12 protein-coding genes are annotated in these 24,202 nt (G+C 43.5%); 3 read left to right on the top strand and 9 right to left on the bottom strand.

The window, feature by feature from the left end:
• Positions 1 to 38: 38 nt before the first annotated feature.
• Positions 39 to 1,868 (top strand): ABC transporter ATP-binding protein, encoded by a 1,830-nt coding sequence (locus BMX50_RS30355; protein ID WP_091220300.1) that lies wholly within the window; start codon positions 39 to 41, stop codon positions 1,866 to 1,868.
• A gap of 220 nt (positions 1,869 to 2,088) precedes the next feature.
• Here the strand turns inward: BMX50_RS30355 and BMX50_RS30350 are convergent, their stop codons facing one another.
• Both BMX50_RS30350 and BMX50_RS30345 read right to left on the bottom strand, forming a co-directional pair.
• Positions 2,089 to 3,414 carry a vanadium-dependent haloperoxidase gene (locus BMX50_RS30350; RefSeq protein WP_091220256.1) on the bottom strand — a complete coding sequence of 442 codons (1,326 nt, stop codon included), beginning with the start codon at positions 3,412 to 3,414 and terminating at the stop codon, positions 2,089 to 2,091.
• A gap of 10 nt (positions 3,415 to 3,424) precedes the next feature.
• On the bottom strand, positions 3,425 to 6,775 hold the full coding sequence (locus tag BMX50_RS30345) for a VCBS repeat-containing protein (protein ID WP_208864833.1): 3,351 nt from the start codon (positions 6,773 to 6,775) through the stop codon (positions 3,425 to 3,427).
• 267 nt (positions 6,776 to 7,042) lie between these two features.
• On the opposite strand from BMX50_RS30345, the gene BMX50_RS30340 reads away from it, so the two are divergent.
• Positions 7,043 to 7,615: a thioredoxin family protein gene (locus BMX50_RS30340; protein WP_091220297.1), complete on the top strand. Its 573-nt coding sequence runs from the start codon at positions 7,043 to 7,045 to the stop codon at positions 7,613 to 7,615.
• A gap of 627 nt (positions 7,616 to 8,242) precedes the next feature.
• Here the strand turns inward: BMX50_RS30340 and BMX50_RS30335 are convergent.
• The 5 genes from BMX50_RS30335 to BMX50_RS30310 all read right to left on the bottom strand — a co-directional run bounded on the left by BMX50_RS30335 (position 8,243) and on the right by BMX50_RS30310 (position 18,872).
• On the bottom strand, positions 8,243 to 9,343 hold the full coding sequence (locus BMX50_RS30335; protein ID WP_091220248.1) for a phytase: 1,101 nt from the start codon (positions 9,341 to 9,343) through the stop codon (positions 8,243 to 8,245).
• Between the two features lie 62 nt (positions 9,344 to 9,405).
• Positions 9,406 to 10,659 (bottom strand): hypothetical protein, encoded by a 1,254-nt coding sequence (locus tag BMX50_RS30330; RefSeq protein WP_091220246.1) that lies wholly within the window; start codon positions 10,657 to 10,659, stop codon positions 9,406 to 9,408.
• Positions 10,660 to 10,692: 33 nt separating this feature from the next.
• Positions 10,693 to 13,464, bottom strand: coding sequence for a TonB-dependent receptor (locus BMX50_RS30325; RefSeq protein ID WP_091220244.1), 2,772 nt, complete (start codon positions 13,462 to 13,464; stop codon positions 10,693 to 10,695).
• Positions 13,465 to 13,722: 258 nt separating this feature from the next.
• Positions 13,723 to 15,366, bottom strand: coding sequence for a tetratricopeptide repeat protein (locus tag BMX50_RS30315; RefSeq protein ID WP_091220238.1), 1,644 nt, complete (start codon positions 15,364 to 15,366; stop codon positions 13,723 to 13,725).
• 401 nt (positions 15,367 to 15,767) lie between these two features.
• A complete protein-coding gene (locus tag BMX50_RS30310) occupies positions 15,768 to 18,872 on the bottom strand; it encodes an AsmA family protein (RefSeq protein ID WP_167668149.1) in 3,105 nt (1,034 codons plus the stop codon).
• 323 nt (positions 18,873 to 19,195) lie between these two features.
• Here BMX50_RS30310 and BMX50_RS30305 point away from each other — a divergent pair, with 323 nt between their 5' ends.
• On the top strand, positions 19,196 to 19,702 hold the full coding sequence (locus BMX50_RS30305) for an REP-associated tyrosine transposase (RefSeq protein ID WP_091220232.1): 507 nt from the start codon (positions 19,196 to 19,198) through the stop codon (positions 19,700 to 19,702).
• Positions 19,703 to 19,847: 145 nt separating this feature from the next.
• Here BMX50_RS30305 and BMX50_RS30300 read toward each other — a convergent pair whose 3' ends face one another.
• Together BMX50_RS30300 and BMX50_RS30295 are read right to left on the bottom strand one after the other, a co-directional pair.
• Positions 19,848 to 22,325 (bottom strand): glutaminase family protein, encoded by a 2,478-nt coding sequence (locus BMX50_RS30300; protein ID WP_091220230.1) that lies wholly within the window; start codon positions 22,323 to 22,325, stop codon positions 19,848 to 19,850.
• A gap of 46 nt (positions 22,326 to 22,371) precedes the next feature.
• A complete protein-coding gene (locus BMX50_RS30295) occupies positions 22,372 to 24,084 on the bottom strand; it encodes an arylsulfatase (RefSeq protein WP_091220227.1) in 1,713 nt (570 codons plus the stop codon).
• Between the last annotated feature and the right edge of the window lie 118 nt (positions 24,085 to 24,202).

The following is a 24,202-nucleotide window of genomic DNA, read 5'->3' as shown; positions in this document are numbered from 1 at the left end:
TTTTTTTGTTTAAAATCGCATTTATCAAAAACCGGCAGATGGCTAAAACAAGAAATATCAAACCAGAACAAAAGATCTCGTTCAGAGAGCGCATGTCGGCATTAAGCAATCTCCCCGAGTTTTTCAAACTGGTATGGCAAAGCAGCCCGGGCAAAACAACAGCGAGCTTTTTGTTACGTATTGTACGTTCGGCCATGCCGGTTGCCTTGCTGTATGTGGGCAAACTGATCATAGATCAGGTGGTATTACTTAACCGCCACGAAGGGAGCCAGCACGAATTGTGGAAACTGGTTATCATCGAATTTTTGCTAGCGATAGCAACCGACGGCTTAAACCGGATGATCAGCCTCATGGATAACCTATTGGGCGACCTTTTTGCCAACTACACCTCTATGCGCATCATGCGCCACGCGGCTACCCTTGATCTGGAGCAGTTTGAAGATTCTGTATTTTATGATAAACTGGAACGCGCCCGGCAGCAAACAGTTGGCCGTACGGTGCTTTTATCACAGGTGATGAGCCAGATCCAGGATTTTATCTCAATTGCCTTTCTGCTCACCGGCCTGTTAACTTTAAATCCGTGGTTAATCCTGCTGCTGCTCATATCAATTATCCCTTCGTTTATGGGCGAAAGCTATTTTAATAGCCAGAATTACGCACTTACCCGTAGCCAGACACCCGAACGAAGAGAGCTGGATTATGTACGCTACCTGGGCGCAAGCGATGAAACAGCCAAAGAAGTTAAGATCTTCGGCTTATCTGATTTCATAATTAACCGCTTTAAAACATTATCAGATAAATTTTATGCCGATAACAGCAAACTGGCTGTGCGGCGTTCGGCCTGGGGTACCTTCTTTTCTGTTTTAGGCAGTTTAGGTTATTATGCTGCGTATGGTTTTATCATTTATCAAACGGTTACCGGCAAGTCTTCGGTTGGTACACTTACCTTCCTGGCAGGTTCATTCCGGCAGCTCAGCAACCTGATGGAAAATTCTCTGAACCGGTTTACGTCTGTTTCACAGGGTGCTATCTATCTGAATGATTTTCATGAGTTTTTTGAGATCAAACCCAATATCAAAGTCGCCGCATCTCCTTTACCATTTCCAAATCCAATAAAGCAGGGCTTTACATTTGAGGATGTGGGTTTTAAATACCACAATGCCGAATCATGGGCCAACAGGCACCTGAACTTCACCCTGCATCCCGCCGAAAAGATTGCGCTGGTTGGCGAAAACGGTGCAGGTAAAACAACCTTAGTTAAGCTGCTGGCCCGTTTATATGACCCTACAGAAGGACGTATCCTATTGGATGGTGCGGATTTAAGAGATTATGACATTGCCGATCTACGGTTAAACCTGGGTATTATTTTCCAGGATTATATCCGTTACCAGATGAGCTTTTCACAAAACATAGCCGTAGGGAACATTGATGAACAGGATAACACAGAACTAATCCGTAAGGCTGCGCATGAGAGCCTTGCAGATGCACTTGCAGCTAAACTTCCGCTGGGATACGAGCAATGGCTGGGCAGGCGGTTTAATGAAGGAGTTGAACTATCAGGCGGAGAATGGCAAAAAGTAGCGCTAGCCAGAGCTTATATGAAAGATGCGCAGGTGCTGATTCTGGACGAGCCCACGGCAGCGCTTGATGCCCGGGCCGAATACGAGGTATTTCAACGTTTTTCGTCCCTAACCCAGGGTAAATCGGCGGTACTTATCTCACATCGGTTTTCAACAGCAAGACTTGCCGACCGGATCATCGTATTGGAAAAAGGCAAGATCCTTGAAGCCGGCACACACCAGGAGCTTATGGCAAACAACGGTCGTTATGCCGAATTATTTAGTTTGCAGGCGGCGGGGTATCAGTAAATACTGCTTAAGCAAAGTACCCGTTAGACTTTGAAAATGCAATGACACATCTCCACTGCGTCATTGCGAGGAACGAAGCAATCCCAAACTATACAGGGCGACTTGCTTAGCCGCTCTGCTAATCGGGGATTGCTTCGTGCCTCGCAATGACGTTTTTTTTATTGTTTTAAACCGAACTTCCGAGTTCAGGGCAAAAAACCTCTACCGCGAGGAGCCTCTGTCATGATTTCTTTTGCCCGCTTAATTTAGCCACAACCAGGTTGCCAACCTTGTTGCCCTGCACAATACCGTTATCAATAGCATCCATAAAATGGATCCCGCCCCAAAATCTTGAAATAGCAGCTTCTTTAGCCGCCTGGGTAAACGAGTTGAAATGCCTTGGTGGTATGCCAAAATTCACTTCCACATCATCGGTATATTTAAAGTTATCGCCCAAATAATACGTAAGGATAGCCGCTGCTGCTGCTGAAACTACCGAATGCCCGCTAATGTACTCCGGAAATGGCGGGGTCTGCAGCAAGGGTTTCCAATGCGGATCGATATACTTGCGGATGGCAGTTTCGGGACGGATACGGTTGGTACGGTATTTATCGTCCCAGCAGCAAATAAAACCGTCGAGCAGCCCTATGGCTACAGCTGTATTGATCTGGAGCGTTTTAGAAAAACCAACTTTAGCTTGCTTACAGGCAATGGCCGTTATACCCATCCAATGAGCTCCCGGTGAGATCTTTTTGAGGCCGATAAGCATATGCCCGTCATTTTGAACAGCAAAAGGGTTACAATCCCAAAAGTTAGCAATATCTTTTTCTTCCTGCTTTAAGCCGTTGCCGCTTTTAGCGTAGCTCATCTGCAAAAATTTATAAAACGTAGAGTTTTTATCGGTTGAAAAAGGAATAGGCGCATCAGGAACAAACTGCCCGGCCGAATCAAGCGTCATTGGTCTTATCGTATTAAAATACGGTTCGACGGGCAGCATATAAGCAGGTGGAGTAAGGTCCCAGCTGCCCGGAGTTTGTTTGAGTTTATAACGCGGATAGTTACTTATTTTCCTATAGCCATCGGCCTTGGCATAAGCCAGGATCTGCTTGCTGATAGTTTTGGCATAACTTTTTGAACTATCGATAACCTCACTGCTGAAGCCGATATTTTTGCACGAGTCAATAAAGGACGCCTCGTATCCCTGCATTAAAATACCCGACGGCAGCAACTTGGCCGATGTTTCAAACATGGCCAGCAATGCGCTTAACTGGTAGTTATAACCGGCATTCTGTTTCGGGTGCTTGACATCCGGATATTGATTCAGTACACCGTGCATACTGCCAATCTGTTTGTCGTTTTCGGCAACTATCTCATACCCGGCAAGGCAGGTATAGGTAAAAAAGCGTGCAGCCAATGGAGGGTTGGTAACATCATGGATCATGACGCTGGTCATGTGGCCAATAACTTTGCTCACATCCTGGTTGGTTAATTCGGGTTGCTTTTTCGGGCTGCAGCTTATCATCGCAAATAAGCCACAGGCAGGTATTAGCATTAACAGTTTTTTCATTGCCTTTTTATTATTGCTTATATGCCTTTATTTTGCCTTTATCAAGGGCAAACAGTAAAACGTTATTTAATTGAAGTACACTCCTTACATCGCCCCTGATGTTGAAGCCCGATTGCTGCTGGTTTATGTATTGATAGTTGCCTTTGCCGTCTCCCTTAAGCAATGCGCCATAATTAGCATCATATTTGCCAAAACGGATGCGGGCCTTGTTGATGTTGCCGCAAAGCAAAAGATCATCTTTGCCATCATGATCATAATCAAGCGTTGTGATGGTAAAAACCGGCGAATACTGGGCCTGCAAGGGTAATACAGCCTGTTTTAAGCGGCCCTGCGCATTACTGATAAAGCAAGCTGTTGCAAGTTCATTGGCTGTTAATTGCTTTACGCCTTTTAACTCTTCCGGGGTAAAAATTTTGTCCATAGTGGCATCAGCATAGCTTTTATAATCAGGAAAGCGCGCGCGCATAACGCTTAACTGGTCAAGCAGCTCATCGCGGCTTACAAAGGGGTAGCTTTTATGCTGAATGTAAAAACAAAGCATCGGGTCGACGGAGCCGTTATCGTCAAAATCTTTATAAAACATTTCCGCAGGCTCGGCGTCACTGGCCTTGCATTGCGCATTTAAGCCAATGTTGCCGGCTATAATATCAGGATGGCCGTCATGGTTGATGTCGCTTACCTGCAGGCAGTTCCACCAGCCGCTATATTTTTTATCAAAGTATTTTGTTGTAGCATCGGTTAGCTTAGCACCGCTATTTTCAAAAACCGTGATCGGCATCCACTCGCCGGCCAGCACCAGGTCGGGCTTTTTATCGCCGTTCATATCAACCCAGGCGGCATCGGTTACCATACCTATATTTTTTAATGCCGGATTATATTTTGCAGTTTCATTAGTAAAATGCCCCTTGCCATCATTAATCAAAATATAACTTTCGGGGGCTTCGGGGTATTGCCCGGGTATTATCCTGCCGCCAACAAACAAATCGGGAGAACCATCTCCATTAATATCGGCTGCTTTTACACAGCTTTTACTGCTAATCATTTTTGGCAAAGCACCATTAGCTTTGCTGAAGTTCCCTTTACCATCGTTGAAGTATAACCTGTCCTGCAGCAGTATGTCGTCTGGCTTATAGTCGGCATACCCCCCGGAGGCTACATACAGATCGGCCTTACCATCACCATTGGCATCAAAAAACAATGCTGCCGCATCGGTGCTGTTCTTATCGGCCTCAAAGGCAGGAACAGCCTTGCTTATAAATTTGCCATCCTTTTGCTGCAGGTATAAAACACCGGCTTTACCATCATGGGCTCCGGCATAAATATCTTCCAGTCCATCACCATTTACATCACCTTTGGTAAGGATGGAACCAGAAAACGATATGGAGTTAACCATTAATGGTTGCCGTTTAAAATCATTGGTGGTATTATCGCTTTCGCCGGCTGCGATGAGAGCAGGCACCTCCTTAAATATTGGATTGATTTGCTTTTGTGCAGGACTCGCAGCCGCGGCGTCCTTTTCATTTAAAACAATTTGCTCATTGGCTTTTACTTTTTGAAGCACCTGTGATTTACCACTTTGCCAGATGATCCTCAATGAATCAACCTGTTTATCTTTCCCAAGCCCAAAATGCAGGATAGTTGAAACTGACGATTGATAACCCCGGTTTGGCATTTGCTCCAGGTATTGTGTTTTATTACCTGAATAAATACTAACCTTAGCCCCCACCCCCTGTGTGTTTGCACCGCTGCCATTTAGTTTTACAGCTAAATAATGGTTATCGTTTTGTTTAGCAGCCTGGTTTTCATAAACAAAAGCAGGCAGATTAATATTGTTGACCACCAAATCAAGGTCACCATCATTATCCAGATCGGCATAAACGGCACCGTTACTGTTTGATGGCAATGTTATGCCCCATTGCTCACTTTTATTGGTGAATGTTGTATTACCGTTGTTTTTAAACAGGTAACTTTTCATTTGCGATGATGGCATCTGGTTCACAATATCCAGCAGGTCCTGCCGCATTACGCGCCTGTCTTTAAGGTTATCGCCCATAAATTTCAGGAAATCCATGTTGGTATAATCGCGGGTATAGCCGTTGCTTACAAACAGGTCTTTCCAGCCGTCGTTATCATAATCGGCAAAAAGGGGCGACCAGCTCCAATCTGTATTGGAAATGCCTGCAAGCTGTCCTATCTCGCTGAACGAGCCATTGCCATTATTGATCTGCAGCATATTGCGCATATACTGATAATAAAAGCCAACCCTTAGGTTCAAGTCAAAAGCCTCGTAATTATCAATGCCGAACAGTAGTTTCTGCCGTTTGTTATCTTCGGGAAGCATATCCAGGGTATAGATATCCGGTTTGCCGTCGTTGTTAATATCGGCAACATCGTTCCCCATGGAATAAAATGAAGTATGGCCTATTTGCTTCTGAAGCTCGTCGGTAAAAGCACCCTTACCATTGTTAATATACAACCTGTCGGGAATGCTGTAGTCATTTGATACATAAATATCAGGCCATCCGTCGCCATTAATATCAGCAATGCCCGCTGCAAGGCCGTACGACAGCGATGTATTGATAATGCCTGCGGGGCCTGTAACATCAGTAAAATGATTATTGTCATTTCGCAGCAGCCTGATCCCCGATTCATTATCTTTTTTGGCCGACACCTCCTTAACAAAAGCATCATCCATAATACTGATCCGGGCCGGATTGTGGTTAACTAACAACAGGTCGAGGTCGCCGTCACGGTCATAATCAAAAAAGTAGGCCTGTGTACTAAACGATGGAAAATCAAGACCGTAATCAGCAGTCATATCTTTAAATATGGGCACACCGGCAGCGTTGTTTCCCTGATTTATGAATAATTGATTAACCCGTTTCTCGGCCCGTATTTTACCCGAATAGCAGATATAGATATCCAGCTTGCCGTCGCCATTAACATCGGCCATGGTAACACCTGTTTTCCACGGACCCGGCCTGCCGGCCACACCTGCATCAGTTGTAATATCTTTAAACTGCATATTGCCCTGGTTCAGGTACAATTTATTATCGGTCATGTTACCGGTAAAATAAAGGTCCTGAAGGCCATCGCCGTTTAAGTCGCCAACAGCCACACCACCGCCATTATAAAAATACTCGTACATCAGCACGTTGGTGTTCAAACCTTCGGCTAATGTATTGGCAAAATCGATATGTGTTTGCTCTGGCTGCAACAATTTAAATAGCGGTTGACCGGAGCTTTCAGAGGGCTCATGGTTACAGCCTGCAGATAAGATCAGGACACATAAAGCAGGGAACATCAAAAACAATCGTTCTTTTCGCTTTTTAAGCGGTAGGGGGCACCGGAATATCTTCATTTTGGTTTACTGTGGCTACGATAACGGGCATCGCAAATTTGATGTCAAGATAACAATTATTATGTATGGAAAACATCTTTAGAAAAATACCTTTAAGAGACTATACGGAGCAGATTTGTAAATTTATGGATAAAGGAAATATTGCACATTTTATCATAACCCTGTAAAGGTTATCGAAATTAACCTACATCAACAAAAGTCACCTGCACATTATTTAATTTCATGTCGTAAAAGGAATTGCCATAAATGGCGCCAAATGCGATTATTATGGATTTCACAGCATATCAGCAGCTATTTTTCGATATTTTGAACAGCCCTAATCCGCCGGCTCCGTACGACAACCCGGATTATTTAAATTATACCAAGCTAAATTGGTCGCGCCAGCAGCGATGGTTAAAGGTTGGCGTACTGAACCCCGATTTAACAGCCGCCATTGAGAAAATTAGCAAACCACAAGTATGGACGGTTATTACCGAAGCGTGGTGCGGCGATGCATCGCATACTATACCGTTCCTGCACCGTCTTTCGGAATTGAATCCGCTCATCAAGGTTGGTTATCAGCTAAGGGATTCTCCGCCGTTTTTGATTGAGAGCTATCTTACTAATGGAACCCGCTCCATTCCGAAGATTATTATTACAGATGAGAATAATCAGGACCTGGGTACCTGGGGCCCGCGACCAGCCGAATGCCAGCGGTTATACCTGCAAATGGTTAAAGACCACGTTGAAATGAGCGAAAAAAAGATAGCGCTCCAGAAATGGTATAATGAAGATAAAGGCGAGAGTTTTCAGCTGGAGTTTTTAGAGATTATAAATCAAATCCTGCAGCAAGAGGTTTAAATCATTAGGCCAATCCCGTACTGTTGGGAAGATAAAAACTATTGAAAAAACATGTCATTGCGAGCGATAGCGCGGCAATCGCACGGAAGCATAGCCGCCCTGTATAGCATGCGATTGCTTCGTCGTTCCTCCTCGCAATGACATGGCTTTTACCTTTCCGTCCCATGAGGGTCTCTCGCAGATTTAAGTTAACCCACAAAATTGCTTTGTCGTTTAATCAGCCAAACGTTTTGTTTTGCCCCTCTGGGGCAAAGCGTATTTCTATACTTTTTATGCTACAAACCTTTTGCACCTCTGGTGCATCTGTCCTTAAGCATCTCAGATTATGTTGTAAAACCTTGCCGGCCCCAGCGGGGTCACGTGTTTATAGTATTAAAAGAGGGCATTTTTTGGCTCCGTAGGTGCCTCCTATTGAAATTTCAGGTTGGTGAATTTTGTGGGTTAACTTAAACTCGCAGAGGACCCTGATGTATACGTCTTGCAGATTCGTTGTTCTAAATATCCGGTTAGCTATTCAGAACGCGGTGAACCTCGTTGTTCTAATTATCCGGTTAGCTATTTAGAACGCGGCGAACCTCAGGATCCTCTGCGAGAGACCCTGAGGGAACATGGGAGCTTTTTGTACTGTTATTTTACCTTAAGCTCTTTACCTGCTATATCTTCCCATCGGTAATAATGAAAAGTTTTATCGGTGCTCATTACCACGAAGATACCATGTTTAAATGTGTCGTTTAACGGCGTAGCTATTACGTCGCTCCCATCACTTTCCCTTGCGGAAACATTGGCTATTTTCAAAAGCTTGTGTTCAAAAGGATTGGCCTTAGTGCCTTCGCGACTGAAGATCTGAAAACGGTTTGCCCCTTGATCAGATACCAGGATATAGCCTGTTGTATCGGTTAATTTATAAATGGAAATTCCTTCGTGGTCGGCTTTAAAACCTGATGTGCCGAATATGGCCAGCTCCTGATCGCCTTTTTCCGGATCGGCATAATACTGGCGAACGCCTACTTGTTCATCGGAGTAGTAGATATAACCCAGCTCATTATCCACGGCAATTGATTCAATTTCTTTTTTGCCGCTGTATTTGCCAAACTTGCGCACCAGCGTAGCTTTAACATTGCCGGTACCATCATCCTCAAGCAAATACTGCCAAATATATCCGCCGGTTTGCGGGCCATTTTTACGGCCTGCTATGGCATACATCTTGCCATTTTTTGCCGTGTAAATAGAGATCCCCATCAAATCCCGGTACTCGAAACCGGTTTCACCAACAAAAGCGTCGATGCCGCCGTTATCCACAGGTTTCATATCGGGCAGCGAATATATGCGGAGTTTGTGGGTCATGCGTTCGGTGGTAATAGCAATATCGGTGGGTTTACCGCCAAGCATTAATCCATAGGCCAGGTCAACATTGTTCGGGCGCTTTAAGCCATGCACAACTTTATCCTTAATAATTTTGCCCTGTAAGTCGAACACAAAAAGGGCGCCTTCGCTGTTTTTATCTGTACCAATAATGAGGCTTTTAGAAGGGTCAACCGGGTTAACCCATATAGCCGGATCATCGGTATCATACAATACAGGTTCGGTGATAACTACCGGTTTTATTTCGGGGGCTGTACTGCCGGGAATGGTAAGATTTTTATTATTGCGTACCTGGCTTTGACCGCAAGCGGTATTACCTATGGCAACAGCAAGTGCTACAAAAGCTAATTTGCTCAGTTTATTCATTGATCAATTATTAATAAAAAATGATCCTGCAGGAGTATGCAGGACCATTGCGATGAGTTAATTTATTTTGTTCCGAAAGCGCCGATATAAGTAGCCGGATCAGGAGAAACGTAAGTTATCCCGTTTACGGTGATACCTCCAGCATGGTGGCGGGTAAAGTTGGTTATACCTTTATTTAAAGCAGGAGAACCGCTTTGTAGATGAAAATCCCAATTGGTATCAAAAACTGCGTTCAATACCGGTGTTGATTCCGGATAGTTCACAAATTTAGGATCGTTATCACCCGCCTGAGTACCAATAACATCATTAACACCGCCGATAATATCTTTTGATGGCTGAAACTGGTTTACCGTAGTTTGATCATAACCATAGTAAAGGTTATTGCTAATCACGGTACGTTTATCTTCGGTTGATTTAGTATCGCGTTTGATACCAAAACGAGTATTGGCAAAAAGGTTGTTATAAATATCAGCACGTACGTTGTTCTCCACCCATACAGAACCACCTTTTGCAGAAGGCCTGCGCCAACCGGTATTCACCATGGTATTGTTATAACAGATGATGTAAGCCTGCGGATCGCGGTCGCCCGAGTTTGATAATTTTAGGGCATTGGTGTTGGCACTATAAACAAGGTTGAAACCAACATCGGCCAAACAGCCCGATTTAAAGTTCATGGCCTCGCCACCAGTAACACCGGTAGTGTAAAAAGTATTGTTGGCAAAAATGATCTTACCACCTTCGATATAAGTACAATCTTCCTGGAAGTTACGCACGGTTGAGTTTACCACAATGAGTTTGCCGTTCACATTTGAGAACCAAAGCGCTGGCAGGTTTTCGCCGGCAACAGCCTTATAAAGTCCCATCTTTACCGAGGATGAACCGTCAGATGTAGTGTTTCCGCCATATTCCAGAATGGTATGGTCAAGCACCAACTCGGCACAGGTTTTAGCTGCAAGGATCCCGCCCCACATTTTGCCGAATTTTTTGGCATCGGTACGATACTCCGGGTTTACGGTTATCCTTACCGGATTTTCGGCAGTACCCAATGAGTACAAGTTACCTTTTACTATAAACTCGGGTTTGGCAATGGTATCCATCAATACGGTTACACCCTCTTCAATAGTAAGCGATTTACCTTCCGGGATAATGATATCGCCTTTAATGATCTGCGTGCTGCCTTTAGCCCAAACACCTGATACCTCGCCGCTTGCTGATCCGTCGCCAGAGCTTGCATCAACGTCAAGATTAGCTTTTCTGCAACTGCTAAAGGCTATGGCCGATAGCAGCACTACTGCAAATATTTGTTTTAATTTCATTGTAATGCCTTTTATTTATGGTTGATAAATTATTTAGAGTTTGTAGCGAACGCCTATCAGGTAAGTTTGCTTGTAGTAGTCGCTGCGGATAAGCGTTTGTCCGTTTGCTACGATGTTATCATCTTTCAATGTTGCATTCTCCGGGTTGGTACCTTTCAGGAACAATTTAGCCGGCGTATTAAGCAAGTTGCCCGCTTTAATAAATACACTCAGGTTGTTTTTGAAACGTTTTTCGGCTGATGCATCCATCTGGATAAAGCCGCGCTGCCAAAGGTCATTGTTCAGGAACTGCGATACTGTGTTGATACGTGGCCCGGTGTAAGCTCCGGCAATTTGTGCATCCCAACCCTTTTTGGTGTCTTTATATAACAATGAAAGGTTAGCAATATGCTCAGACTGACCATACAGTGGTCTTGTTTGATTTACAGAAATTTTGTGGGTATCGCCTGTAGTGGCATCAGTTACGTAAGTATCTTTAGGCGTAGTGATGCGTGAGTGCGTGTAGGTATAGTTTGCCTTTACACCAAACTTGTTAAAGAATTTAATGAAATCGAGCTCCAAACCGTAGTTTTTTGCTGTACCAAAGTTGCCTGGTACGTAATAAGTATCCTGGCCGCGTGTTGCATCAGCCTGGAAGCTGTACTCAATCGGATTGGTGATCCTTTTGTAAAATGCACCTGCTAATAACTGGGTGCTTGCATCAGGGAATAACTCGTACCTTAAGTCATAGTTATCGGCAACGGCATGTTTAAGATCAGGGTTACCACGCTCGTTGTACTCATCACCAATTCTTCCGCCCGGGATAAGCTCATAAAAGCCGGGACGGTTAACTGATTTAAAGTAAGAGGCATGAAACTGCTGCTTATCTGTCAGGAAGTATTTCAGCGTTAAGCTTGGTAATACATCGGTATATTTCTGATTGCCTGTTGGCCTTGACTCGCCCTGCGGGAAAAGCATTCTATACCCCTGGTCGGTATGTTCAACACGCGCACCACCAACTACCTGGATGGTTTTTGTAGTAAATTTAAACATACCATAACCAGCACCGATTTTTTCAGATGCATCGTTAGTTAAGGAGTTGTTTACGGCACCTGCCGGGTTGGTTACGTTAAAATTTAGCTGGGTATAGTTTGTAAAATCTGTTCCGTACAATGCACTTGGATTGGCAGCAGTAAGATTGTAGTTGTTATAGAAGCTGCTGCGTTCTTTATCACGATATAAACCACCGGCAGAGAAATCTACATTAACACCTCCAATTGGCGCGGTATAGGTAAGGTCTAAATAACCTGCTTTATCCTCGTCGGTATTGCGCTCCCAACGATGAGTAAGCGAGGTGCCGTTGGTTAAATAAGTAGGCCTGTCTACAAAGTTTTCGCGCACGCCATTTAAGCTTATGGTAGTATTATTTGGCACTTCGTTTTCGGCCGAAGAATAAACTGCCGACCATTGTACCTTAAGTTTATCGTTAAATAATTTGTGATCACCACGCAGGGTTCCGCTGTAAATTTGTTGTTCGGTAAAGCGGCTGCGAGTTGAATAACCTAACTGGGCATTTCCTTTATCCGGATCGTAATCTGTTGAAAAACTGGTAGATTTTTCATCACGGACCTGGATATTGGTTAAGTTAACATAGGTGTTAAACAAGCTCAGTTTATTGCGGCTGTTTATCACATAATCAACTTTTGAAAATAAGCCATAACGCTTTTGTTGCTCAGAGTATTGCCTGTCGGCCCGGCTGGTAACAGCGGCGTACTCGGCAGTTGGAACTACTTTGGTGTTGTAAAACACACTGTTGCTACCGCGATAAGTATTCTGATAGCTACCAGCTACCAACACGCCCAATTTATTGTTAAAAAAGCGCTGACCTAATGATAAGCTACCAACAAGGTTTGGTGCAGGGTGCTTAAGCGAATAGTTTAAAGTTCCGGTACCAAAATCAGCCTGGGTTGCCTGGTAAGTTTTGCCGTTTATTTCATAAGGTGATTTATGGTTGATGCCTGAATAATCGAAACTCATAAACTTACGGTCAAGAAGCAACTGGCTGTAGCCACCCGCGATATTTGCGTTAATTTCAAAGCGCTCCGGGGCATCCTTCATCACCATGTTAACAACACCACCAACAGCGTCGCCTTCCAGGTTTGGAGTAAGCGTTTTATAAACTTCCAGCCTTGATAGCAGATCTGAAGGGAAAATATCAAGTGGTACGTAACGGTATTTATTATCTGGGCTCGGTATTTTAATGCCGTTTACCAGGGTATAATTATAACGTTTATCCATACCACGTAAAATGGCATACTGGCCATCGCCATTGGTATTACGTTCAACCGATACACCGGATACGCGGGAGATAACGTTAGCCACTGTTAAATCGGGAGAAACTTCAATAGCCCTGCCCGAAACAATGTTCATTACCTGCGTGGCCTGCTGCTCAATACGGCGGGCAGTCCTTTCGGTCGAGCCATTTTTTTGCGATACAACGCTAATCTCCTGTAATTGCTTATTGGCTTCATCCAGGTATATTTTAAGATGCGGGTTATCATCTTTGGCTATTTCAACCTGTTGCGTTGCCGTAGTGTACAAAATGTAAGATACCCTGACAGTATAAGAACCTTTTGGTACATCCTTTAATTCAAAGGAGCCATTCAAACCGGTGGTCGTGGCAATCTTCGTTCGGTCGAGACTTACGGTGGCCCCCACCATAGGCTCGCCGGTTTTGCGGTCATAAACATGACCTTTTAGCTTTGTTGCGTTAGCGGCGGTAACGCACAAAAGCATGAATAATAATGATTGTAAGTATTTTTTCATTTTGCGAAACGATTAATGCAATTGTGATTTGCTTTTTGACGGCGCAAAAGTGTTTAAACCCACAATACATCCGTTACAAACTGCCGTTACAAAAAGGAAACAGCGTTACATGAGGCGTATACGCAACAGCAGCACAAAATTACAATCAATTGATTTTCAATATTATAATAAAAACAAAACCCTCCATTATCATTCAGTTACCGTTACATTAAGCCAATGTTAAGCTTGAAAAAGATGGAAAAAAAGCGCATGTTTGGATTACAGGGCCTGTATAAAAGTACTGAGGTTTTCACCCTGGTCAATGTTGAGCTTCTTGCGTAAACGGTAGCGGGCAACGCGCAAACTGTCAATAGAGATGCCCAACAAACCTGCAATATCCTTTGAATCCATGTTAACTTTCAGCAGGGCAATCAAACGCAGATCTGTTGAGGTAAGATCATTGCTCTGCTGCTTCAGCTTCTCAAAAAAGCTTTGGTGAACCTGTTCAAAGGCAACAGTAAACTCCTTCCAGTGCTGCTCGTGGTTAAAGCTTTGGTTTATTTGCTGGATAATTTGCTGCATCTGCCGTTTTTGATCGCGCTTATCTTCCTTAACCATATCCTGCAGGGTATTGCGCATGCTCTCCAGCAACTGATTGTTCTTAATAAGGTTTAAGGTGTGGGATGATAGTTCCTGTCCTTTAAGTTCTAATTGCTGCTTAAGACTTTCTTCCTGTAACTGTTTATTCTTGAGTTCCAGCTCCATTAAATCGCGCTGGGCTTCAAATATCGATCTGTTTTGCTCGGCCAGTGCACGCTGATCGCGCATTTTAAGGCGCTGCCTGCTGAAGGTTACAAAGCCGAGTATAACGAGCAGCAAGGAAATAGTGATGCCAGCAATGGTGACAATCTGGTTAGTTTTGCGGATGTTGTTGAGGCGAACAATCTCATCGCTCTTTTTATCCATGTCATACAACACCTGCAAAAATGAGGTTTGCTTCAGGCTTTCCCTTGAGTATACATCAAGCGAATACTTACGGCTCAATTCAAGGTAATGATAGGCGCTATCCATCCGGTTAAGCAATTGGTACGACTTTCCGAGATCACGACAGGAGGCAGCTAACTGGTACAGGTTTCCTGTTTTTAATGATAATGCATATGCCTTGCGCGATTGCAGGATCCCTGCTTCATATTTGCCGGTTTTTCGTAAAATATCGCCGATGTTATTGATCACCTCAATGCTGGCAACTTCGTTATTGTACTTATTATAGATTTCTAACGACTTTTTAAAACAGGAATATGATGAATCGTAATTGGCCAGGTCTTCATGGATACTGCCCAGGTTCTCGTAAATTTTTGCCTGTCCGTAATCATCACCTATGCGCTGATAGCTATTCAGGGCCAGGCGCTGGTAGTAAAAAGAGCTATCGTATTTATGATGCTTCTCATACAGATGCCCTATCGCTCCAAATATTTCAGCCTGCCCCTTTTTGTTATTGGTTGCTTTGTAAAGATTGAGTGCCTTGTTGTATAATTGAAATGATTTGTCCGACTGCCGGTTGTAATAGTACAGGATGCCCATCTTGCCCCAGTTTTCGGCCATCAGATCTTTGTTACCTATCTGCCCGAATACTTTATCTGCGTGTAAATAAAAGTCAAGTGCCTGAGCATAATGCCCCTGGTTAAAACAAATTTGCCCCATTTGCTGCAGGCTCAGGCCAGCAGTAAGGTTATCGTTATCCTGAATTGCATCGGCATGAATCTTTTTCAGAACGAGGAGCACCGAATCGGGATGTTGCTGTGCAAGTGACTGTAATTTCTCAAACCGATCTGTTTTATTTGACTGAGCCCAGACTGATGTACCTGGTATCAACAAAAACAAGTACAATGCTAATTGAATAAACCAGGCATAAATCTTAGTCATATTTGAAAATTGAGCAGGTGGCCATGCAAAAGAAGTCGCCATTTGCTACCCGGGCATAAAATGGCAGACAAAAAAAGCATTTCAATATGAACTTAATGTTAACTAACTGACGCGTGTTAACTATTTTACACTAACCAATACGTTTAATCTAAAAGATGTCATTTCGACGAGCTAAGAGTAGGGTTTGTGTGCTGCCGGTGAGGAGAAATCTTCTACGCCCTGCTTTTAAAAGTGTAGTTATAGAGCCCAATGTAGAAGATTTCTCTTTCGCTCCACCGCTCAATCGCCCCCTACTCTATCGAAATGACATTTTTTTAAGAATAGTAGCTCCCAGGGGAGGGAATCGCACAATCCCCGCTTTTATTCTTCCACAAATTAACTCGACAAACCACCAGACACTTTTATTCGTCGTCTTGCGTCTCTTTTAGCTCATCTTCCTTTTTACCCTTACCCAAATGGATAACAGGTTTATCCTGGGTACCTGTAATTGTCATCGGGATACCAAAAATCCCGAAAGGCGGCAGTCCCAGCCTGAACTTCAGGTTTAGCTTACCGTCCAAACCTACCTGGCCTTCAAACCTTGGCCTGAAACCGGCAATGCGCATTTTAGTACGCTCGATGGTCATGATGTTGTTGGCTATGGTTGATTTGATATCCACTTTTTTCACATCGCCGTGGCCAACACTGTCATGTCCGGTTTGTTTGCCTACAGCACTCAGTAGCTTCAACCCATATACCTTAACCTGTTTTACGGAGAGTACGCCACCGCCTTTTAACGACGGATAAACAGGCTTCATGTCGCTGTTAAGCTTGCCGGCCAGTTTATAATCTAACGATACAATGCCCTGCACATGCTCTGCCGAAGTAGCCATATCATGAAACAATTTGATCTCGCGGTAGGCACGTTGAATGTCAAACTCTTTTGCATTGATGTGATAATCAAAAAATGCTTTCTGCGGATTAATACTGCCGTAAGTGGCATCCATAACAACAGGAGCCCCTATCAGGCTAAATCCGGCTTGCTTAAGCACGATCTGCCCATTGGTGATATTCATTGCACCTTTGGCATCGCTGATATCCAAACCGTTATATTTTACTTTTTTAACATCGGCAGCAAAATTAAGATCGAGATTGGAAGGCACCAATATTACCCCTGATGATTTGGTTGGCTTGACAGATGGCGGCACACCTGCGAAGGCCATAAAATCATCGGCAATAATCAGGTCACTCTTCAAATTAAACTCACCTTTTAGCGGTGAATTTGGCTGCATAGCATAACCTATCACATTGGATAAAGCACCGTCAAGCACCACTATCGATTTACCGTAGTTGGCCTTAAACTGGTCGAACTTCATTTTATCCTGGTTAAAGCTGAATACGCCGTTGGTGATAAAAAACGGCTTCGGAAACAGCTCGGTGGTAAGTTTGATGTTTTTCACCTTCATGCTGCCCGAGTTGTCCAGTTTATCATAGTGCCCCGTGGTGGCATCGCTTTGCTTGCCTTTCAGCATAAAGTTGGTGCTTACAAAGCCATTTACATCATACCCTTTAACGGCAAATACTTTATAAATTTTACCCAGGTCGAGACTGCCGCGTGAGGCCACGTTATAATCAAGGTCGTCAAAATTGCGGAGATTGGCCCTCAGCAAAAATGGCTGACCTTCAAAGTTGAACGAAACCGGTTTAATATTCACCTTCAATCCTTTTAACGAGCCGGTATTGTTAAAGATATTCACGCTAACCTGCACATTTTGCATGGGGTGAGGGTAGTATTTGGTTTGGATGTAACCGTTTTTCAGGTTGATCTCGGCATTGGTAACCGGAAAAATGCGGCGGGCAGGGATATACCTTCCCTTGCTTTGCAGATTAGCATCAAAATCGCCACGGAAATCAATACTATCAATTGGGTAAAACTGCTTGATATCATCCAGATGAAATTTGGCATTTAAACCAGCATCAATCAATGCGCCAGCCTTGTTGCTTAGTTTCAAATAGCCTTTTATGTAATTATTAAGTGCATTAATATTCAGGTTACGCACATCCATCGTAGCGTTAGCAATGTTATGATCAGGACAGGCGGCATCCAGGTCAAAACTGATGTTGTTGATAGCCTGGGGCAGCTTGGTGTATTTAAAATACCCGTTCCTGAATGTTGACTTAAGTTTAAATTGCGGGATACTGGTTATCACGGTATCAACCTTTTTTCTTAAGCCCGTTTTCCTGATGCCAGTGGTGTATTTGCCTTCGGCCAGTAAATGTAAACCGTACCTCCCTTTTACCTGGAATGGCTTAATGCCAAAAACTTTATACCATTGCTCCAGGTCAATTTCGGTATTCACCTTGGCATAAATATAAGGCGATTTGATCCCCTTTAGTTTCAATACCGAACCAAAGTAATCCTTGCCAATATTAAAATAAACCGAATCAATATTGACGTTTAAGCTATCTGGATTAAGCCCTGGTAAACTGGCATCCATGTTCAGGTACAGGTTTTTAACCGGTGCGGGGGTACTTTTGTTAACGATGGAACCGTCGCGCACTTTCATGCTGATGCTCAAGTTAGGCATCATGTTTTTTGAGGCGATGTACTTTCCGCTAAGATCAAGCTGGATGATGCCGTTACCGCTGATATCCATGTTATCAACATATTTGGCGTATTCATCCGGGATGGCGGTAAAAATATCGCCAAGATCATTCTGATCACTCCTGATCTTGAAATCCATGTCATAACCATCCTTCAGGAACTCAAACCGGCCTTTAAATTTAACCGGGAGCTTATTAATAAGCAGGTCGTTTTTTTGAAATGCAAAGGCCAATGATTTGGTATTGATACTGGTAACCAGATCAGCATTTACTTTTTTCTTAAGTACGTAAGCTTTGTTACCGTAATAAAAATCTACCGAAGCGGCATCCACGTGGCTATAAAGGTCAAAAATATCCTTGCTTAAATCGCCACTGCCTTTGTAGTTAAGTTCCCGTGCATTGATCTGCATCGGCAACGAACGGTCGTCATAAACCAAATGACTTTTGTCTATCAGAATTTGCTCGATCCCTAATGATGCACTTGCGGTATCGGCTTTGTCGTCTTGCTTTGGAGGCGATGATTTATAAACGTTATAATTGGCTTTACCGGCACTATCAACCTGGATGTTGATCAACGCATGGTCAAGATAGATCTTGTTTACATTGATCTTGCTCTTAAACACCGACGAAAGATCAATTGCCAGTGAAATTTCTTTAGCCGAAATCAGTGTGTCATTCTGAAAGGGCGCACTGCCGTCCAACACAAAATCATTAAGTGTAAGGGTCAGCGAAGGGAATTTTTTAAAGAACGATAAGCGCGTGCTCGAAAACGAAAGCTTGCTGTTTACACTGCCTGCTGCCCACTGCTTTATTTTTTGAGTTACTGTTTCGGGAAACAGGTACGGCAGCAGGAACATTAACAGCAATAAACTCACAACAGTAATGGCGCTTATTTTAAGCGTCTTAACCAATATTTTTTTCAAAGGGAACGGCATAGAAATTATTATAGCTAACGAAGCATGAAAGTAATCATAAAACCTAATTATTGGATATCAAATTATGATGATTGTAATGTTAGGAGAAAGTGAGGAAGAGTGGTGCGGTGAAAACACCGACCACAAGCTGCCGGACTAAGCCACAAATTGAAAAGTCCTTAAAGCCTATGGTCGGTGTTATCACCGTACCATATAATTCCTTACAACCTATGCTCACTATAAACTGTGTTACGATTGAAATCCCAAAAGCCTGTGGTCGGTGTTTTCACCGCACCACATGATTTGTTATATTCGTATTACAAATATCAACAATGCATCAAGGCATAGAATTTTTTACTGCAACCTGTCTTAACTGGCAACCCTTACTTGATCAGGATAACCACAAAGAAATCGTAATCGATAGTTTAAGCTTTTTAGTAAAGAATAATAGGATATGGCTTTACGGTTATGTGATAATGCCAAATCATGTACATATTTTGTGGTGCAAACAACCCGATTGGCTTAACAAAAATGTACAACAGCATTTCAGCAAATTCCCCGCACAACAACTTAAATTCAGCTTGATAAACACTTCGCAAAGTTTGGACAATTACAAAAGTACTCAGAACGACCGCGAGTATCAGTTTTGGGAACGACGACCATATAAAGCAACAATGTATAATCGCACCGTGCTCGAACAAAAGTTAGATTATATACACAACAACCCGGTTAAAGCCGGGCTATGCCAATTACCTGAAAATTATTTGCATTCATCGGCGTCATATTATATAAGCAATGAAGAAAATGAACTGATAACACACTACATGGAACACATGTAGAAGAAAAAAGTGGTGCGGTGAAAACACCGACCACAGGCTGTGATAAAATTAACAAAAAACAGAAACGGGTTTGCGTTGCAAACCCGTTTCTGTTTTTTGCCTGTGGTCGGTGTTTCACCGCACCACGGGAAGAGCTAACGGATATTTACTTCGCCGCCAATTTATCCCTTAAAGTTTTCATATAATAACCACCAACCACACTTCTGGCCTGGAAGCCCACCATTTTACCATTGGTAGTTTCATGCCAGTCGCTTAACGGTACGCGCGATGAAGTTTCCGTGGCAAATTTATAAACCGGGGCAACTAAAGCGCTAAAATCAGCTCTGTTGTCGGCCATTGCAGCTGTCCACAGTATCCAGTCGCTTTTGGTATAGGTTTTACGGCTATCCAATGGCAACCCAAATTCATTTTGGTGCGCCAGATAGTATTTAAGCTCGGTATCGTACACCTTTTGAGGGAACAAATTCAAGCCCAAAACTTTGTCCCAAACCATATTATATTTTTGGCTCCAGGTATCTTTGCTGTCAAACACCAAACCGTAGTGATCGCCGGCATTAGCTTTTTCCTGCCATTTTTTAGCCATGTCCTTAGCCATTGCTCTGTATTTTTTAGCTGTAGCGGCATCGCCCATCATACCTGCCAGTTCGCCATAAGCATCAATAGCTACAATAGCTTTTACCGATAGATTGGCGTTATGCGCCAGGTGACCGGCAAAGTCATCAGTACACAATTGGCTACCCGGATCAAAGCCTGATTTAGCAAGATATTCCGTCCAGATAGTTAATGTTTTCCAGTGTTTTTTTGCATAATTAGCGTTTCCTTCAACTTTCGCTAAAGCAGCGTTAAGGATAATCATGTTACCGCTTTCTTCTACCGGCATATCCTCACCATAAGTTTGGCCGTTAGCCAATGGATAGGTGCCCAAATCATGCGATGAATAAGGTTTATTCCATTTACCGCTTTCACTGAAATAGAAGATACCGTTCATCATGCCTTTCAACAAATCCGGATTATAAAGCAGGTACATCGGAGCCGAAGGGTAAGTAATGTCGACCGTATTGATAGAACCATTGCTGAAATTCTCTTTAGATAAGAACAACAATTCGCCCTCAGGACTTTTAACCAATTGATGCGCAGCAATGCTTTGGCGATAAGCCATAACACATAACTTAGCATATTTCTCCCCACCGGCTTTAACTGCGTCGGCCCAGATCTTCGCATCTGTTTTTGCGCATGTTCCTATTACTTTAGCGTAAGTTTTGGTAGCATCGCTCAGTACACCTTCAATGGTAGCTCCCGGAGTATTTCTCCACCATGGCCTTAAGTTGGTTTTAAAATATTGAATAGCATAGATGTCGTCATATCCAACCGAAATAAATTTAGATACCGGAGTAGCAGTCACTTTACCAAATGGCAATACAGTGCTTAACATTAATTGTTTGCCTGTAGCTGTAGCTTCACCTTTTTGTGCGCCCAGGAATGATGATACTGCATCACCTTCAGGAGTGATGTATTGTTTAGCTCCCGCGGTTGATGAAGCAACATAAACATAGCCCCAGTCAATACGCAGGTTATCACCTTTTTTCTGTAATACAGGTTGTTCAACAGTACCGGCTTTTAACAATTTAAGTCCATTCTGGCTGTACTTTGATGCAGCAACCTCTTGCGATGGTGTATTTACAGCCAGATTACTTGATACACCCTGATAAATCTGAACATCATGCATCTTACCATCAGTTGATTTTAATTGATAAGTGATGTATGATACAGGGGTAGTAAGCAATTTCAAATCGTTTATAACTAATGGCGAAGTGAAAGTAAGTTTCAGGTTAACTTCACCCGCTTTAAAGTTATACACAGTTTGGGTAGCAGTAACTTTAACGCTGGTTTGCTCGGCCAGTTTAACGGCTTCGTCATCCTTGCTCAACACTTCTTCGGCAAGACCGGCATCAATAAATGAGCCGCCACCGGTATTTTTACAATGGATAGCCAAAACATTTTCGCCTACTTTTAAATTTGATTTTGCGCTGGCCGGTAAAGCAACGGTTTCAAAATCGCCATTAGCGCCCCCTTCGGTAGCAATCTGCTGCCCGTTCAGGTATACTTCGGCTTCATCATCATGATAGATCTTCAACATCAAACGTCCTTTTGGTAATTCGGCAACATTAAATTTACGACGAACCCAAATATCTTTACCTCTCCAATGGGTGCCTTTGCTTGCGCGTTCATCACCAAATGGAGCAGCTCCGCTTTTCCAGCTTTGATCATTAAAACCTGGTTTTTCCCAGCCTTCTGCAGGCGCTGTTTCGGCCTGGTATTGGCTGCTGTATGATTTTTCGTCGGTAGCCGCCAAAATGGTTTTATAATTAACGGCTGATGCTCCCATGAAACGGTAATAATTGCCATCAACCTTAATTAAACCCAATAATGATTGGTCTTTTCCTGTCCAGTGTTTGGTGGTTGACTCATTTAACTTATCTGTGTTTGACCAAACACAGAAATAAGTATTGTGCGTGATCAATGGATAAGAAGGCATCTTATCCTGAGCCGACGCTGTTTGTGCAGCAAACGATGCTGCTAATCCGGAAACGAGCAGGTACGTTTTTTTGAAAATGCGATTCATAAACTACGTTTTACTTTTTGGTTTTAATGTTTATTGTTGGGTTTTACTATTTACTCTTATTACCCGGCTTTGGAAAAACCTGGTGTGTGTTTGCCCAGTTATGCCAAAGGCTATCCAATTGGTGCACTTTTTCGGGATGTTTTGATTTCAGATCGGTAGTTTCAGTTTTATCCTGCGACAGATCATATAAATGCCAGGTTGTATCATTACTTAGCGATACCAGCTTCCAGTTTCCTGAACGGGCGTACCGCGCGCCGAAATGTTCGTTAAACAAATCCTCATGACCGCGAGTTTGTTTGCCTTTAAAGCTTGGTACAAGACTAATCCCTGTAGTTGGCAGGATGTTATGCCCTTTATAAGTTTTAGGGTATTGAGCCCCGGCCAACTCAACAAAAGTGCTCATGAAATCCATCACATGGCCCACATGGTCATCAAAACCTCCTTTGTTGGCATTAATTCCCTTTGGCCAAAAGGCAATCATCGGGGTGTGGATGCCGCCCTCGTATGATTCGGCTTTCCAATACTCATACGGGGTATTAGCCACATTTGCCCAGCGGGGCCCTATGGATGAATAAGTAGTTTCCGGGCCCGGCAATGCTTCTTTTTTTGTAGCATAAACTATTTTACGGCCATCACGGGTTTCATTTGGGCGGTCAAATCCGGGACCATACGCAGCGCAGTTTTCGGCACTGGCGCCATTATCCGACAGGAAAACAATCAGCGTATTATCCAACTGACCGGTTTCCTTCAGTATTTTGATGATGCGGCCAATGCCCTGATCCATCCTATCGATCATGGCGGCATGAACAGCCATCGCCATGGCGTCCCAATCTTTATCGGAATTGTTTTTCCATTGCAGGTCACTCTTCCACCTTTCGGACAGTTTAGTTTTGGTCGGATCGATCAAGCCAAGCTTCACCATTTTTTTGTATCTCGCTTCGCGGATAGCCTGCCAGCCACCTTTGTATGTGTTCTTGTATTTGGCAATATCCTCGGGCTTTGCCATTAACGGCCAGTGCGGTGCGTTTTCGGCAACGTACAAAAAGAATGGCTTTAACGATTTAGCGTAGCCTTTGATGTAAGCCACTGCCGTATCGTTAATAGCATCTGTATGATAGTAGTTTTTGGGGACTGTTTTAATAGGCGTGGTGCCGCTAACCAAACTAAAGGGATCATAAAAATCAACCACACCCCAAATGGTTCCGAAAAATTTCTCGAACCCACGGCTGGTTGGATACTGGCTGATCGGCGAAAACTCGGGATAATCTTTGTGATGGTTTAACCAGGCTAACTGATCCTGCGCATTAGGCTGACCGTTGGTATTTGACACATGCCATTTGCCCGACATGGCCGTATGATAACCGGCAGATTTCAAGACTTCGGCAAGGGTTACAGCGTTATCTGTGATATGACCAAGATAGCCGGGCTCGTCTTCAGCGTCGGTCATTTTGCCTATGCCTGCCTGTTGATTATACAACCCGGTAAGTAACGAAGCCCTTGTTGGGCAGCAGCGCGATGTGTTATAGAATTGCCTGTACCTGATACCGTTTTGAGCAAGGTAATTGATGTTTGGGGTATTAACCTCGCCGCCATAGCAGCCCAGGTCAGAAAAACCCATATCATCGGCCATGATAACGATAATGTTAGGGCGTCTCTTTGGTGGCTCAGGTTGTTTTGCAGCCTTCGTTTGCCACGCAGCCGAAACAAGCGCTACTGTACCGGTAAAAAACAAACCGGCATATAGTTTATATTTATTCATAGGCGATCAAATTACCTGCGCAAAAGCTGGTTAAACTTATGTTTGCAACAAAAAAGCAGAAAAGTTAAAAATGGCGGGTGCTATTATGCCGGAGCATACAGCACAACGAACAGTTTTG

The sequence above is a fragment of the Mucilaginibacter gossypiicola genome (assembly GCF_900110105.1).
Taxonomy (GTDB): Bacteria; Bacteroidota; Bacteroidia; order Sphingobacteriales; family Sphingobacteriaceae; genus Mucilaginibacter; species Mucilaginibacter gossypiicola.
Note: the sequence above shows the minus strand (reverse complement) of the source record. Positions and strands in the feature narration are given on the sequence as shown.